The organism is Aquirufa sp., assembly GCF_044342065.1.
Classification (GTDB): Bacteria; Bacteroidota; Bacteroidia; order Cytophagales; family Spirosomataceae; genus Aquirufa.
In genome coordinates this window covers 1-16,080 of the sequence record NZ_JBIIQN010000039.1, presented here as the reverse complement: position 1 = coordinate 16,080, position 16,080 = coordinate 1, and the positions used below count along the sequence as shown (strand labels likewise).

Genomic DNA, 16,080 nt, shown 5'->3' with positions numbered 1-16,080 from the left:
TGATTAAAATCCTGCTTATCGAAGATGAACCTAAGACAGTCCAATCCTTAAAACAAGGTTTGGAAGAATACAATTATACCGTTGATGTGGCTTATGATGGACTAATAGGAAAACAATTAGCTACTCGAACGGCCTACCAGTTAATTATTTCCGACATCATAATACCTGGAATTAATGGGCTGGAACTGTGTAAGGCATTGCGCTCGGAGGGAATTCAAACCCCCATTCTGATGTTGACTGCTTTAAGTACCACTGACGATAAATTGGAAGGGTTTGAAGCAGGGGCAGATGATTATTTAGCCAAACCCTTTGACTTCAAAGAATTTTTGGCGCGGGTTAAGGCCTTAATTAAGCGAAGCAATCAAACAATGATCGAGTCTCAAACCTTGAAATTTGCTGATTTAGAGCTTGATTTAACGAGTAAAATTATGACTAGATCTGGCCAAAAAATCAATTTAACTGCTAAAGAATTTCAATTGATGGAATATTTTCTTCGGAATCAAGAAAAGGTTATTTCCAAGGCTGAAATCGCTGAAAATATCTGGGAAGTAGAAGATGAGGGTAGCTCTAATTTGATTGAGGTGTATGTCAATTACCTGCGTAAAAAGGTTGACAAAGGCTTTCCAAGTAAATTAATACATACCCAATTTGGTATGGGATATATATTAAGACAGGAATAAAATGCAAATCCGTTCCAGGTTAACATATCAATTTACTTATCTGGTTTCTGCGATTCTATTCGTATCGTATCTGATTATCTATTTATTTACACAAGAGAATTACAAGGATAAATTTTACAGTCGCTTACGTCAAAAAGCAAATACCGCTGCCGAATTATTGGTCAATGTTAAACAAGTCGACTCCAAATTATTAAGAATCGTAGACCGAGCAAATCGAGATATCCTCTACAGGGAGAATATCATGGCTTATGATACCTGTCATGAACGTATATACCGATCAAATGATAGCATCAATTTTCACATTGATGTTAACCGCGTAAAGGAGGTATTAAAACGAAAAGAAGTACGATTTGAAGTTGAAGATTTAGAAATTTTAGGTACCGTTTTTGTTACGCCAGAGGGTAGAATTGTCGTTTTTGCAGGGGCTGTTGACCAATATTCAGCCGAAAATGCTAAAGATTTAAAGAACATCCTCATAGCCTTATTTCTTTTGTTTGTCTTTATCGTGGTTATATCAGGTTGGTTTTTCGCTGGAAGGGCTGTAAATCCAATTTCAGAGGTGATTAAGCAGGTAGACTTACTTTCCCCAAAAAGGCTCGATCAAAGGCTAGAATCGGCAGATTCTGAAGATGAAATAGGGAAGATGGTGGCAACCATCAACCGACTTCTAGAACGTATTGAGAGTGCCTTTCGTTTTCAAAAGACCTTTATTGCCAATGTATCGCATGAATTAAAGAATCCATTGACAAAAATTTCCTCCCAATTAGAAGTTAGTTTGCTAAATGAGCGTAATTCGGCCGATTATAAGCAAACGATAGCATCGGTATTGGAGGATACCCAGGATTTAGCTGCTATAACAGAATCTTTATTGGAATTAAACAAAATCAGTGTTACTGATTACCAAGCAGGCTTTCATATCATTCGCTTGGATGAAGTTATCTGGGAAGCACGTAGTTTAGCACAGAAGTTAAATGCAACCTATAAAGTCTTATTTGATACGCAGTTCATGCCCGAAGATGAAGAATTATTGATGTTGAAAGGCGATGAAAAACTCATGTTGACAGCCATAAAAAACCTCATGGAGAATGCATGCAAATTTAGCCCAAATAATCAAGCCCAAATACAATTAGCTATTTCAAATAATCAAATCGAAATTGAGGTAAAAAATGAAGGAAAAGGCATACCGGAAAACGACTTGCCGTTCATTTTTCAACCATTTTTCCGGGGGGAAAATACCGCCAATTCCAAAGGTTATGGCATTGGATTATCCTTGGTTGAGCGCATTATCCATTTACATAATGGTCAAATTTCGGTAAGTTCTGAGCTAAACGGCTGGACTACATTCAAAGTAAACTTACCAATCAATCATTAGACGTTGGACGTTAGACGTTGGACATTAGACGTTGGACATTAGACGTTGGACATTAGACATTAGACATTATTAGACGTTGGACATTAGACGTTAGACGTTGGGCATTAGACGTTAGACGTTGGAATGGGTCATCTAATTAAGAAAACGTAAAATAAAACGATCCTCCTTATTTGTTGTATAATTTATATTATGTTAAATAGATTGTTAAATAATAATTTCTAGCATCTTCCCATGCCTAACTTATAACTAATAATTCTTTAGACGCGAAGTATCGCGTCTCTAAAGTCAAACGACTAACATCTAATGTCCAACAGTAAAAAAGCCCCAGGAAATTCCTGAGGCTCTTGCAAAATGAATATTAATCAGTTAAAGTCAATTAATCAACTTGCTTATCAATCTTTAAGTCTTGATAAATTTGCTTTACGATTTCTTTTAAATCATCGTCTTTCTTCACACTTAGTGCGCGCTCAAAATATGGCAATGCAAGATGGTATTTTGCTGCTAATTTCTCCTCTACCGCTTTACCTTCCTTTTTATAGGTTTCCATATCCATACCATTAACCAAACGCTTAATTTCTGCAGCTTCATTAAAATAAATGGCTCCAAGTTGGTACAAAGCATCAAAATAATTAGGATCAATCGCTAACGCACGCTCATAGAATGATGGGATCTCTTGTTTTAAAGCATCAATTTTACCATTTACTTCATCTATTTTAGCTTTGTTTGCTACCTCATCCCCTACTGCATTTAAAGCTTCGGCGTATTCCCCCTCCAACAAAGCCAACTCCTCATTGTCCTTCAAAATAGAAGCCTCTAATTTGTTGATCTGAGACTGAAGTGCAGGCTTTAAATTGGGTTTTGCTGTTTTTAACTTCAACTTAGTTCGCTTTAACTCTTCTATGTAAACTTCAGCTTTATCTTTATGAGAAGTTATCTTACGACGAGCATCTATCACTTTATTGGACGCTTCTGAAATTTTAATTGACTCATCCTTGAGCGTATTAATCTTATTTTCATACAATAATCCAAGGTTGAATAAGTTCATTACATCCTTTGGATCCTTGGCAACGGTTTCTTTTAATTGAACAACCGCCTGATCTATCCGATTAAATGCAATTAACATATTGAATTTCTCGTTTTTCAAATCTTTGTTTGTAGGATAAAGAAGAATACCCTGATCGATTAACTCCAGTGCTCTATCCTCTTCTTTAGCCGATTTATAAATCTGAGCCAAACCATAGAGAATAGCCACATCTTTTCCACCGATATTCAAGTATTTTTCGTATGCTGAACGCGCTTCTGCATCTTTTTGACACAATTGAGCAACTACACCCGTATACATAGCTGACATCGTATCCTGAGATGCTATTTCTGAAGCCTTCGACATATACCGGTATGAAGTGGCATAATCTTTACCCTGGTATTTAACTACACCTAAGTTCATTAAAGCACCGTAAGCCTTCTCACGTCCTACAATCAACTTCTCTGCCTCCTTTGCAGTTGAGCCCTTTTTACCTTCTTTCGTGTCCAATTTAACTGCCTCTGCAACGTATTCCAATGCCTTGAATGGAGCATCTAAATCTAACGTGGATACGGTAGAGTCGGGAAAAGATGCCAAATCAAAGTAGGCAATCGCACGTTCCAACCATAGTCTAGGTTTAGCAGGCGATTTCTTAACTGATTCATCAGTCTTTTTAACAGTTTCCAAAATACTCTTCTTTTGTGCTTCGAGCAAGGCCTTGTCTACCTGTGCGAAGGTTGAACCTGCGGCCAACACCACAGTAATCAGGGTTAAAACTACTTTTTTCATACGTATAGTTAAGTTAAAAAAAAAGCCCGCATTCGCATACGGGCCAATAAAATTATTCTTCAGTTAATTCTTCAGTACCTTCAACTGCTGAATCCCCCTCCCCTGTCTCTGTTGCAGCTTGATCTAATACAGCTCCTTCGACAATCTCAACTCCTTCCACCAACTCCACTTCTTCCGGCTCTGGTTCCTTCTCAATTTTAGTTACTGATGAAATTTCATCTGTTTCATTTTTCAAACGAATCAATTTCACCCCTTGCGTATTTCGGCCCATAACACGTAACTCAGCCACACTCGTGCGAATCAAAATACCCGCTTTGGTAATAATCATCAAGTCATTATTATCATTCACTTCCTTGATAGCGACCAAATTACCCGTTTTCTCCGTAATATTCAAGGCCTTAACCCCTTTTCCGCCCCGGTTAGTCAAACGGTAATCCTCTACTTCTGAACGCTTACCAAATCCTTTCTCTGAAACAACCAATAACTGTTGAACCTCAGGATCTGACACACAAACCATGCCAATAACCTTCTCGGTAGCAATTGATTCATCAATCCAAATACCCTTCACCCCCGCAGCAGTACGGCCCATTGGACGTACACGTGTTTCTTCAAAACGTACCGAACGTCCTGTATTCGTAGCTATAACAATTTGATTATTTCCATTCGTTAACGCAACATCCAATAAACGGTCTCCCTCACGTATCGTAATCGCATTAATACCATTTTGACGTGGTCTAGAATACGCTTCTAATGACGTTTTCTTAATCGTTCCATCTTCCGTACACATCACAATGAAATTATTATCAATGTAATCCGGATCCGTAATCGACTTCACATTGATAACAGCGCGAATGGTATCCCCATTCTCAATATTCATCATATTTTGAATTGGTCGGCCTTTCGAATTTTTAGATCCCTCTGGTACCGCATATACACGTAACCAGAAACACTTACCGCGTTCCGTAAAGAATAACAACCAGTTGTGCATCGTCGCTGAGAACAAATGCTCCGTATAATCATCATCTTTCGTAATTACCGCACGAGAACCTACGCCACCTCTCGTTTGTGAACGATACTCCGTAATCGGCGTACGCTTAATATACCCTTGCGCTGAAACCGTAATCAACATTTCATCATCCGCAATCATGTCCTCAACCGAGAATTCCTCATCTGTCATATTGATCTGCGTACGTCGCTCATCTCCATAACGTTGCTTCATCTCAGTCAATTCATCTTTGATAATCTGTAATTGACGCTCAGGCTTAGCCAAAATGTCTTCCAAATCATCGATCAACTTCATGATTTCCGCAAATTCATTCATGATTTTCTCGCGCTCCATGCCGGTTAGACGCTGTAAACGCATCTCCAGAATAGCCTTCGCTTGAATCTCTGACAAATTAAACTTGCTCATCAAGCCCTCTTGCGCAGCATTCGGGTCTTTTGATTCACGAATCAACTTGATTACCGCATCTAAATTATCTAAGGCAATAATAAAGCCCTCCAAAATGTGTGCACGTTTGCGAGCCTCACGTAAATCATATTTTGTACGACGAACAATGACCTCATTGCGGTGCTCTACAAAGTGATGAATCAAATCCTTTAGATTCAACATCATCGGGCGACCCTTCACCAAGGCCACATTGTTCACACTAAATGATGATTGTAAAGCTGAGTGCTTATACAAGTTGTTCAATACCACATTCGCAACCGCATCACGCTTTAAATCAAACACAATACGCATTCCTTGACGATCCGACTCATCACGAATCTCCGAAATTCCTTCAATGCGTTTGTCATTCACCAAATCCGCACATTGCTTAATTAAGGATGCTTTATTGACCATGTACGGAATCTCCGATACAATTATCTGCTCTTTCCCATTCTTATTGGTATCAAAGGTCGCATTTCCACGCACCACAATACGACCTCTACCCGTCTCAAATGCATTTTTAATACCCTGAACACCATAAATAGTTCCTCCCGTAGGAAAATCAGGCGCCTTAATGTATTGCATTAATTCTGGAATCGTGATGTCACGATTATCAATGTATGCCACAATTCCATCAACAACCTCAGTCAAGTTATGTGGCGCCATATTCGTCGCCATACCTACCGCAATACCTGAGGTACCATTTAATAGTAAATTGGGAATCTTTGCCGGTAAAACTGTTGGCTCATCCAAGGAATCATCAAAATTGGGCTGAAAATCAACCGTCTCCTTGTTTAAATCAGAAAGCATCTCATCAGCAATACGCTTCAAACGAGCCTCTGTATAACGCATCGCAGCCGGCGAATCACCATCTACGGAACCAAAGTTACCCTGACCATCTACCAATGGATAACGCAAAGACCAATCTTGCGCCATACGAACCATCGTATCGTATACTGATGAATCTCCATGGGGATGATACTTACCCAATACCTCACCGACAATACGTGCTGATTTTTTGTACGACTTGTTGTAACTAACTCCTAACTCCTCCATCCCATAAAGTACCCTACGATGCACAGGCTTTAAACCGTCACGCACATCTGGCAAGGCACGAGATACAATGACCGACATTGAGTAATCAATGTACGCCCCTCTCATTTCATCTTCGATGTTGATTGGGATAATATTCGTGTGTAATGACATAAATAATGATTTGTTTGTTGAACAAACCGCTCGTCTAAATTTTCAATTTTGAAAAAATAAAGCAGTTTTTCAATAGTTACAAATATCCTTAATTCTCCCTATTTTTCCAAGAAAAAATTCAGTAAATCTGGATAAAAAAAATCATTTTTCTTCTACTATATTTACCTTTGAAAAACAAAGAAAAAAGTAGGCTTTGAAAAATACATTTTACACCTTCTATCTGAGCATTCTAGTCGGTATGTTATGCCTTCCATTTCATGCAGTAAAAGCTCAAAAAATTACCCGTGGCCCCTATTTACAATTACTCTCTACCAATTCAACCATTATACGCTTTCGCACAGATATTGAAAGCAAGCCGAGTGTTTTGATAGGTAAATCACCATCAAGTTTATCGCGCGCAATTAAACAAACTACATTAAGTAAAGAACATGAACTCAAAATTGATTCGTTAAGCAGTAATACGCGCTACTACTACAAGATTGTGACCCCCTCGCAAACCCTCGGAGACTCTACCTATTTCTTTCAAACATCCCCTGCAAAAGGCGAAAAATCGAAAGTTAGTTTTTGGAGTACAGGCGACATGTACCCTGGTCAAGCACAATTAGATGCCTATGAAGGATTTAAAAAATTCATTGGCAATAAATATACCAATTTGTATATCACCGTTGGCGATAATGTATACAAAGGTGCAACAGATGAAGATTTTCAAACCAACTTCTTCCAAGTATATCAAAATGGCCCCATTTTAAAGCAAAGTGGCATGTTTCCTGCGGTGGGAAATCATGATTATGATCTCACATCTAATCGACAAGACGACCCTAGCATTGCTTATTTTCAAAATTTCACTTTACCTAGTAAGGCTGAATTAAATGGCGTACCATCAGGCTCTGAAGCTTATTACTCATTTGATTATGGCAATATCCATTTCATATGCCTTGATTCGCATGCTTGGGGAAAAGATAATTTACGATTGTATGACGGTCCCACCGAACAATTAACTTGGCTTGTAAAAGATTTAAAAGCCAATAAGCAAGATTGGACCGTAGTGTATTTCCATCACGCCCCATATACCAAAGGAAGCTACGATTCGGATGCAAAAAATCCAGACGTCAACTACAATAATAAGTATAATATACCCTTGCTAAATTTGCGTAATTTATTAGTCCCTATTTTCGATGAATATCAAGTAGATTTGGTTTTGACAGGGCATAGTCACATTTATGAGCGAAGTAAGCCTTTGAAGGGACACACGGGAACTTCAGATACCTTTAACCCAAGTTTACATAACCCACAATCCTCTTCAGGAAAATATGATGGCAGCGATAATTCTTGCCCGTATTTGTTTGATGTTAGCAAACCTACACAGAACGGAACGATCTATGTGGTTAATGGTGTAGGTGGTGGTACCAAACCTGCGAGACCCGATGGACCTCACAAGGCCAAGTATTACTCAAATGCGTCGGTGAATGGTTCCTTCTATGTAGAAATCGAAGACAATCGATTTGATGCTAAATTTTTGGATACCAATGGTGATGTCTTGGACAAATTTACGATTTTCAAAAATTTGAGCCTGAAACCCAACACCAATTTAACTATTGATTATGGTAAATCAGCTAATTTAAAAGCCTCTTGGATAGGTCAATACAATTGGTCTACCAATCAAACTTCTTCAAGCATTACCGTTAATCCACTTTCTTCAAGCACATTTCAAGTAAGTGATCCCCAAAAATGTCTTACAGAGAAATTCAATGTAACCGTGAATGCCCCTTTGGGAATAACGGAATCGCGTGAAATAAGATTTGACCAATTGAGTATTTACAACCTTCAAGGGCAAGTAATCAAAGAAATCAATCAAGCTGGGGAAATCAATAAAGAACTCCTAAAATCCTTGCCTCAGGGTGCTTATATTTTACGTTTGGTTTATAACCAACAAGAAAAAATATTGAAAATAATTAATTAATCTTCTGGGATGACTCTCGAATAATCAATTTTGTTTTCAAAACCTCGATAACGGGTTCTGAACAATCAGAACGCCCTTCTATTTGATCTAGAATTAATTTCATTGCCAGTTTACCAATTTCCTCTAGCGGCTGCGCCACAGAAGAAATCGTAGGGGAAACCACCCCACATATTGGCTCGTTATTAAAGCTAACTATTTTTACGTCTTCGGGCACACGAATCTTCAGCTCCCGCAAACCTACCAAAACTCCCAAAGCCAAACGATCCGATACCACCAAAATCCCATCTGGACGATTTTCACGCATCATCAATTCATGTGTCTGCGAAGTTGCCGTATCTTGAAAGTAATCCGAATGGATAATCAATGAATCATCCTCTTGAATACCTGCCTCAGCTAGTGCACGTAAATAACCTAATCGGCGCTGATTACTTACCGAAACATTCTTTGGCCCAGCTAAAAAAGCAATTCGCTTACACCCATTCTCCAATAAATGTTTTACCGCTTCATAAGCAGACTGCTCATTGTCAACCATGACCTTAGAGGCATGTATCTCATCACTATCTCGATCAAAAAACACTAAGGGTATTCCTCTGCGCTGCAAACGCGTAATGTGATCTAGGTTAACTGTCTCACGAGACAAAGAGATGATAATCCCCTCAACTTGACTTCGAGATAAATTCTGAATATTGATTAATTCGCGTTCAAAAGATTCTTGAGTTTGCGTAATCAAAATACTATACCCTGCTTTTATAGCCTCTAATTCAATCGCCTTAACGACAGTAGAGAAAAAATAATAGCCTAAATCAGGCACAATCAACCCAATGGTTTTGGTCTTGCTTTTAACTAAACTTGCCGCCAAGACATTTGGCTGGTAGTCCAACTCTTTAGCCAAATCCAACACTGCCTTTTTGGTATCCGGATGAATATCAGGCAAATCACGTAATGCTCGGGAAACTGTCGCAACCGACACATTCAACTGCTTGGCAATGTCTTTGATTGTAACTTGATGTGGCATAGTTTTTATTTTACTCCGAATTTACACGCTTTTTTTGAAATTCAATGAGTAGCATTAGAATCGTTCAATAATGGATACCCGGGATTTTCCACTCACAAGACCCAAAGGGGGCCGCTCTTTCCAAACATGAATTTCATAACTCGAAATACCCTTTAATGCTTGTTTTAACCGAATGGCAATTCGCGCCGCAACCGTTTCCAACAAATCAACTGGCTCATCCATTACTTCCTTGCAAATATTATAAATAATACCATAATCAAAGGTTTGATCTATGTTTTCAAAGGCAAACGAATCCAAATGCTTCCCTACTTGCACACGTAAAACAAACCAATTACCTAGTATGCGCTCTTCTGGAAATAATCCATGGTATCCAAAAAAACGAACATCCTCCAATCCTACCTGATATTCCTGCATACTCTAATTAATTTCGCCCACCTTACCGCGTGGCCCTGTTGTTTTTGCGTACGCCTCCAAAACCTTGTTTAACGTTGGCAAACCATCATCCTCTATCGTTGATGCGTCCAAGTGTTTACCTTTCTTCACAGGTGATTTTGATGGCTTCGCTTTTGTATCAACGACCGCTTTTTTAGGCGGCACTTTGGCTAAAGGCTTTTTGGGTATAGCAGCCACTTGCTTTTCTTCGATAGGCTTAGACCAAGATTCTATACTCCGCAGTGTTTGTTGGGCAAAATTTGCCAACTGACCTGCAATTTCAGTTTGAATATTTTTTAATCTCACTAATTCACGCGTTTGTTCCTTAACTTCTTGCTCGACTTGAGTCAGCAATTGTTTACGTTCATTTTCAATTAATAACTTTGCTTTTAATGCATCTTTTTCAGCTGAACTAATTATGCCTGCTGCTTGTTTCTTTGCATTTTCTATGACCTTACCTGCCTCCGTTTCTACTTTATCCTGCCAATTCTTTTGCGCCTCTTCAGCTAATTTCATCGCTCGAAAAAGTGAAGTTTCAACCTCCCTTAAACGATTAACTTCCTTATCTAATGCTTGTACTCTATCCGTCATAATCGCATGCTGGCGATTCATCTCCTCCTCAAAAAGGGCTACCGATTGAACATAATCTTGCACCTGTTGAGTATCATAACCTCTAAAACTTTTCGAAAAAGAAACTTCTGGAATTTGCATATGAAAAAGCATTTAAGCTAAAATTATGAAAAATTGTTAATCGATTTTCCAAACCGATATATTTTTATCGTCTGAAGCAGAAACCAATAAATCCTGATAAGAAGTCCAAATCAACCGATTTATAGAATTTTTATGCCCACCATAACGCGCATAATCAATCACCTTTAACAGTTTTAAAGATTCAACCTCCCAAATTTTAATCGTTTTATCCATACTTCCTGTCGCAAAATAACGACCACAAGGACTTTGAACCAAAGCATTAATCGAATAAATATGAGCAGGTACTCCCTCCCCTATTTTCGAACCTTTCAAATCCCATTTATTCAAATAAGCATCCCGACCGACACTAGCTACAGACGCGGAACTGGCATCAAAAATTAAGGCAAAAATGCTTTTTGTATGTGCCAACCACGCATTCTTGAGCGAAAAATCAAAGCTAAAAATGCGAATATACCCATCACTCGAACCTACGGCCATTTCTTCATGAGGAAGCGAACAAAAAGAACGAATATTCGATTTTCCTGACTTAATACGTTTTTTAATAACCTGGGCTGCTTGATCTATAACGGTAATTAAACCATCCTGATGGCCCACCCATACATGTCCATGCTTGATTTCCATGGCATAGATGGCTAAATGCGGGATTTGAATTGAAAAAATACGCGATTGATCTTCAACCAATATTCCATGTATACCTTCAAAATTCTGTCCTACCCACAAAATACCCGATGTAGCATCATAAACCATAGCATATATAGTACCCGTTATTTGGGCAATTACTTTGCCTACATCAGGTTTTTGCAAATCCCAAGCTACTACCCAACCATCTGAACCCGCGGTAAAAAATACATGCGAATCATGACCTTGGCAAAGTGCATAAATCGCACCTCGGTGACCTGCAAATGTATCTATACGTTCAATTTTCAATGGCTTCATAAATTATCTCTACAAAATTGGTAATTTTACCTGCAATTCAATCGATATGCCCGAAATTTCATCCTGCCTTTCGCAACATTCCCATGACACCTTTGTCAAAATATGGAAAATTGACGAGACAGCTGATTTCTTTCACAAATTTCCGGATTCTTGGTCAATGCCACCCATTCAGGCACATCTTCAAGCGAATAAATACCTTGAATCCATGGCCGCACGCTATTGTTTGTGGGAATTAATGAAATCACAAAAATTGACCGATTTCGATTTACAACAAGACGACCGACAAAGACCCTTTCTTTTACATCCGGAATGGCATATTTCTATTAGCCACTCCTACCCTTTTGCGGCGGCTTGCTTGAGTAAAAAATTACGTACTGGCATAGATATAGAGAAAATAGGTCGAAACGTCGAACAAGTTGCCCCTCGATTTCTGAATTCATTTGAGTTAGCTCAATGGAAAGGTGATCCAATGAAATTAACCTTGGCTTGGTCAGCTAAAGAATCCATCTATAAAGCATGGCGAAAGCCAGGTTTATCTTTACAAAAAGAAATTCATCTAGTCATTAACCACAATCAGATTCAGGGAAAGGTACTACAAAATGACGTCGTAGAAGTACGGTTTGAAATACATGATGATTTCCTATTAACGTTAGTAAATCATTAATCCAAAGAATCAATCATGTCAGTCAACTCATCCCGATGAGAATCATCACCCGCCTTCTCAAAAGCCATGATTAAATTTCGTAAAACTCGACGTATGATTTCCAAGTTTGAACAAGGTTGATAATATACCTCATTGGGCGTTAAATTCAATTGTGCCAAATAATTATCTATATCAACTTTATTGAAGATCAAGCCCTTATTGAATACATTGATGTAACATTGTAAATCATCCTTTTTGTAGGTCAAAACAAATAAATTAGGCAGATTGACACCAAAAATAGGCATTCCTAATTTTTGAGCAATCCACATGTAAACTACACAAAGGCTAATTGGATTTCCTTTTCTTGTTTCCAAAACCACATTGATAAATGAATTATTCGCCGCATGAAAATTCTTTGAATTTGCGCCAAATTTCAACTGATCAAACAATACACCATTAATAATCTTTAACTGATCCATTGGGTGCAAATTCTCGCGAATCTGAGGCCAAACTTCAAAATACAATTGATCCATGTCTGCCCGCAATTGCGCCAAAGAATAATCAGGAAAGCGATAAGTTGCGACAATCCACATTCCCTCCAATAAGTCCATGTGACCACTCTCCTTCCATTGAATTAATCGCTGTTTGGTTGAATCTAGTTGGAAATCATGAATCATATTCTCCAACTTACTCTGAATCAATGGATTAAGGCTCGAATTCTCCCATTCATTTTCTAAAATAGGTATAATCTGAGGGCCGAGTGATCGCATTTGGGCCTCAACCATCTCTACGACTTCCTGATCGGAATCGTCTAGTAATTGAATCATGGCTTTTATCGCTGGTTCTTCCATTGTCGAGTTTTATTGTACAAAAATAGATAATTTGTTGAGTGTGTCAATATCCAAGAAGATTATTCACATAATCCCTTTTTTTAGGCGGAAAATCGGTCTAAATTTGTGGTTGAATCATAGCGAGAAAGCTTATATGAATATTTTAATAACCGGAGGAGCGGGATTTATTGGGTCACATACCTATGTTGCCCTTAAAGAACATGGATATACTCCGATTATTGTAGACAATTTCTCCAATTCAGTTGAACGGGTTATTGGCCAATTAACAGAAATATGTCAAGAAACCGTACAATTTATCAAAGGAGACATTAACAATCCAGCCACCTTGGATACTATATTTACTCAATTTAAGATCGAAGGTGTTATCCATTTCGCTGCGGCTAAAGCTGTGGGTGAATCCGTTGAAAATCCGCTAAAGTACTACCGAAACAATGTAGGTTCAACTATTTTACTATTGGAGAAAATGCAAGAGCATAGGGTCAAAAACCTTGTTTTTTCATCTTCTTGTACCGTGTATGGTCAACCCGAAACCTTGCCAGTTACAGAAAATTCGCCTGTTTTAAAAGCCTTATCTCCTTATGGGAATACCAAACAAATATGCGAGGAAATAATTGAGGAGAGTACACGCGCAAGCCAACAACTAAAATCGATTTCTTTACGCTATTTTAACCCCATTGGGGCTCATGAAAGCGCAAAAATAGGTGAATTGCCATTAGGACCACCGGCAAATTTGGTGCCATTTTTAACCCAATCAGTAGCGGGTTTGCGTGGTCCATTGCAAATTTGGGGCACCGACTACCCTACTCCGGATGGAACGGCAATTCGTGATTATATACACGTATGTGATTTAGCAGAAGCACATGTAAAGGCTTTGGCGTATTTAATTAAACAGCATCAAGCACCATTTTACGATTACTTTAACATTGGATCAGGTGAAGGAAGCTCGGTTTTGCAGGTAATTAATGCCTTCGAAAAGGCCACAGGCAAAAAAGTAAACTATGAGGTTCGGAATCGAAGAGCAGGTGATATCACCTCAGTATATGCATCGACCGAAAAATCAAATAAAATATTGGATTGGAAAGCCAAAAGAAGCTTAGAAAAGTCTCTAAAAGACGCATGGGCTTGGCAAGAAGCAATTTTATAAGGGATATGAAAAAACTTGTTATTACCGGCGGTGCTGGATTTATTGGTTCACATGTGGTGCGTTTATTCGTCAACAAATATCCGGATTACCAGATTTATAACTTGGATGCGTTGACTTATGCCGGCAATCTGGCCAACAATGAAGATGTTGCAGACAAACCGAATTATCATTTCATTAAAGCCGACATTACGGATGCCAATCACATAGACTCTCTTTTTGCTGAACATAAATTTGATGGAGTCCTGCATTTAGCTGCCGAATCACACGTAGATCGTTCTATTTCAGACCCTTTGGCTTTTGTAAAAACCAACGTTATTGGAACTGTTAATTTATTACAAGCAGCAAAAAAACACTGGGCAGGTCATTTTGAAGGAAAAAAATTCTATCATATTTCAACCGATGAAGTTTATGGCGAATTGCACAACCCGGAAGAATTCTTTTTAGAAACGACCCCTTACGATCCTAGATCACCTTATTCGGCCTCAAAAGCATCATCTGACCACTTTGTTCGTGCATTTCACGAAACCTACGGCTTGCCTACGGTGATCACAAATTGCTCTAATAATTATGGCCCTAATCACTTCCCTGAAAAACTCATCCCTTTGATGATTCACAACATCATCAACAACAAACCCCTTCCTGTATATGGAAAAGGAGAAAATGTGCGGGATTGGTTGTACGTGATTGATCATGCACGTGCCATAGATACAGTTTTCCATGATGGAAAAATTGGCGATACCTATAACATTGGAGGGTTTAATGAATGGAAAAACATTGATCTCGTACATTTATTGTGTAAAATCATGGATGAAAAATTGGGCCGTGCTCCTGGAACATCTGTACAATTAATTACGTATGTTACAGACCGCGCAGGACATGATTTACGGTATGCAATCGATGCCAATAAAATCATGCAAGAATTGGGCTGGAAACCTAGTTTACAGTTTGCAGAGGGTCTTGAAAAGACAGTTGATTGGTATTTATCAAACGAAAAGTGGCTAAACGATGTCACTTCAGGCGATTATCAAAAATATTACACCACCATGTACCAAGGAAGATAAGATGAAAGGAATCATTTTAGCCGGAGGATCTGGCACCCGTTTACACCCATTGACATTAGCCGTTAGCAAGCAATTAATGCCTGTTTATGACAAACCAATGATTTACTATCCCCTATCCATTTTAATGCTTTCTGGGATACGCGAAATATTGATTATCTCAACGCCACATGATCTACCCCACTTTGAAAAATTACTGGGCGATGGATCAAGCATTGGGTGTACATTTGAATATGCGGTTCAACCTGAACCCAATGGACTCGCGCAAGCTTTCGTTATCGGTGAAAAATTCATCGGCAAAGAAAAAGTAGCTTTAGTCCTAGGAGATAATATTTTCCACGGTTCAGGATTAAGCAAATTACTGCAAGCAAATAATGATCCAGATGGGGGTGTCGTATATGCTTATTCGGTAAATGATCCTGAACGATATGGCGTTGTAGAGTTTGATGAATCAAATAAGGTTATTTCCATCGAAGAAAAACCAACAAATCCTAAATCAAACTATGCGGTTCCTGGTTTGTATTTCTATGACAATGATGTCGTTGAAATTGCTAAAAATATCGCGCCTTCCCCACGTGGTGAGTATGAAATTACGGATGTCAATAAAGAATATTTAAAACGAGGTAAGTTATCGGTAGGTATTTTAAACCGAGGTACCGCATGGTTAGATACCGGCACCTTTGCTTCCCTAATGCAAGCCGGCCAGTTTGTGCAAGTTATCGAAGAGCGCCAAGGCATGAAAATTGGTTGTATTGAAGAGGTTGCCTATCGCATGGGCTTTATTGATGCCGCCCAATTAGAAACCATCGCTAAACCACTGGTAAAAAGTGGGT

At 38.7% G+C, this 16,080-nt stretch carries 14 protein-coding genes; 7 read left to right on the top strand and 7 right to left on the bottom strand.

The genetic code is table 11. From position 1 onward, the window contains the following. Positions 1 to 2 precede the first annotated feature (2 nt). The gene (locus ACIQZ2_RS10775) at positions 3 to 680 is read left to right on the top strand and encodes a response regulator transcription factor (RefSeq protein ID WP_395768862.1); all 678 of its coding nucleotides are present in this window, start codon (positions 3 to 5) and stop codon (positions 678 to 680) included. A gap of 1 nt (position 681) precedes the next feature. Beyond that, entirely contained in the window at positions 682 to 2,052 is a 1,371-nt protein-coding gene (locus ACIQZ2_RS10770) for an ATP-binding protein (protein ID WP_395768861.1), read from the top strand. Positions 2,053 to 2,428: 376 nt separating this feature from the next. On the opposite strand, the gene ACIQZ2_RS10765 is transcribed toward ACIQZ2_RS10770, so the two are convergent. Together ACIQZ2_RS10765 and gyrA are read right to left on the bottom strand one after the other, a co-directional pair. Further along, the gene (locus ACIQZ2_RS10765; RefSeq protein WP_395768860.1) at positions 2,429 to 3,862 is read right to left on the bottom strand and encodes a tetratricopeptide repeat protein; all 1,434 of its coding nucleotides are present in this window, start codon (positions 3,860 to 3,862) and stop codon (positions 2,429 to 2,431) included. 52 nt (positions 3,863 to 3,914) lie between these two features. Then, complete coding sequence (gene gyrA, locus ACIQZ2_RS10760) at positions 3,915 to 6,497, bottom strand: DNA gyrase subunit A (RefSeq protein ID WP_395768859.1); 2,583 nt, start codon at positions 6,495 to 6,497, stop codon at positions 3,915 to 3,917. A 193-nt stretch (positions 6,498 to 6,690) separates the two neighbouring features. Here gyrA and ACIQZ2_RS10755 point away from each other — a divergent pair, with 193 nt between their 5' ends. Next, on the top strand, positions 6,691 to 8,457 hold the full coding sequence (locus ACIQZ2_RS10755; RefSeq protein WP_395768858.1) for a metallophosphoesterase: 1,767 nt from the start codon (positions 6,691 to 6,693) through the stop codon (positions 8,455 to 8,457). Here the strand turns inward: ACIQZ2_RS10755 and ACIQZ2_RS10750 are convergent. The 4 genes from ACIQZ2_RS10750 to ACIQZ2_RS10735 are packed head-to-tail and all read right to left on the bottom strand — an operon-like array spanning position 8,450 to position 11,551. Beyond that, a complete protein-coding gene (locus tag ACIQZ2_RS10750; protein ID WP_395768857.1) occupies positions 8,450 to 9,472 on the bottom strand; it encodes a LacI family DNA-binding transcriptional regulator in 1,023 nt (340 codons plus the stop codon). The genes ACIQZ2_RS10755 and ACIQZ2_RS10750 overlap by 8 nt on opposite strands. A 54-nt stretch (positions 9,473 to 9,526) precedes the next feature. Continuing rightward, positions 9,527 to 9,886 (bottom strand): dihydroneopterin aldolase, encoded by a 360-nt coding sequence (folB, locus tag ACIQZ2_RS10745; protein WP_395768856.1) that lies wholly within the window; start codon positions 9,884 to 9,886, stop codon positions 9,527 to 9,529. Positions 9,887 to 9,889: 3 nt separating this feature from the next. Next, positions 9,890 to 10,615 (bottom strand): DivIVA domain-containing protein, encoded by a 726-nt coding sequence (locus tag ACIQZ2_RS10740; protein ID WP_395768855.1) that lies wholly within the window; start codon positions 10,613 to 10,615, stop codon positions 9,890 to 9,892. A gap of 36 nt (positions 10,616 to 10,651) precedes the next feature. Continuing rightward, the gene (locus tag ACIQZ2_RS10735; RefSeq protein ID WP_395768854.1) at positions 10,652 to 11,551 is read right to left on the bottom strand and encodes a WD40 repeat domain-containing protein; all 900 of its coding nucleotides are present in this window, start codon (positions 11,549 to 11,551) and stop codon (positions 10,652 to 10,654) included. A gap of 46 nt (positions 11,552 to 11,597) precedes the next feature. Between ACIQZ2_RS10735 and ACIQZ2_RS10730 the strand changes: the two genes are divergently transcribed. Beyond that, complete coding sequence (locus ACIQZ2_RS10730) at positions 11,598 to 12,215, top strand: 4'-phosphopantetheinyl transferase family protein (protein WP_395768853.1); 618 nt, start codon at positions 11,598 to 11,600, stop codon at positions 12,213 to 12,215. Here ACIQZ2_RS10730 and ACIQZ2_RS10725 read toward each other — a convergent pair. Next, a complete protein-coding gene (locus ACIQZ2_RS10725; RefSeq protein WP_395768852.1) occupies positions 12,212 to 13,045 on the bottom strand; it encodes a transglutaminase-like domain-containing protein in 834 nt (277 codons plus the stop codon). The genes ACIQZ2_RS10730 and ACIQZ2_RS10725 overlap by 4 nt on opposite strands. 133 nt (positions 13,046 to 13,178) lie before the next feature. On the opposite strand from ACIQZ2_RS10725, the gene galE reads away from it, so the two are divergent. The 3 genes from galE to rfbA all read left to right on the top strand — a co-directional run. Further along, entirely contained in the window at positions 13,179 to 14,189 is a 1,011-nt protein-coding gene (gene galE / locus ACIQZ2_RS10720) for a UDP-glucose 4-epimerase GalE (RefSeq protein WP_395768851.1), read from the top strand. 5 nt (positions 14,190 to 14,194) lie between these two features. After that, positions 14,195 to 15,250, top strand: coding sequence for a dTDP-glucose 4,6-dehydratase (gene rfbB, locus ACIQZ2_RS10715; RefSeq protein ID WP_395768850.1), 1,056 nt, complete (start codon positions 14,195 to 14,197; stop codon positions 15,248 to 15,250). 1 nt (position 15,251) lies between these two features. Beyond that, positions 15,252 to 16,080, top strand: an 829-nt coding sequence (gene rfbA, locus ACIQZ2_RS10710; protein WP_395768849.1) for a glucose-1-phosphate thymidylyltransferase RfbA, incomplete at its 3' end; no start/stop codon positions are given.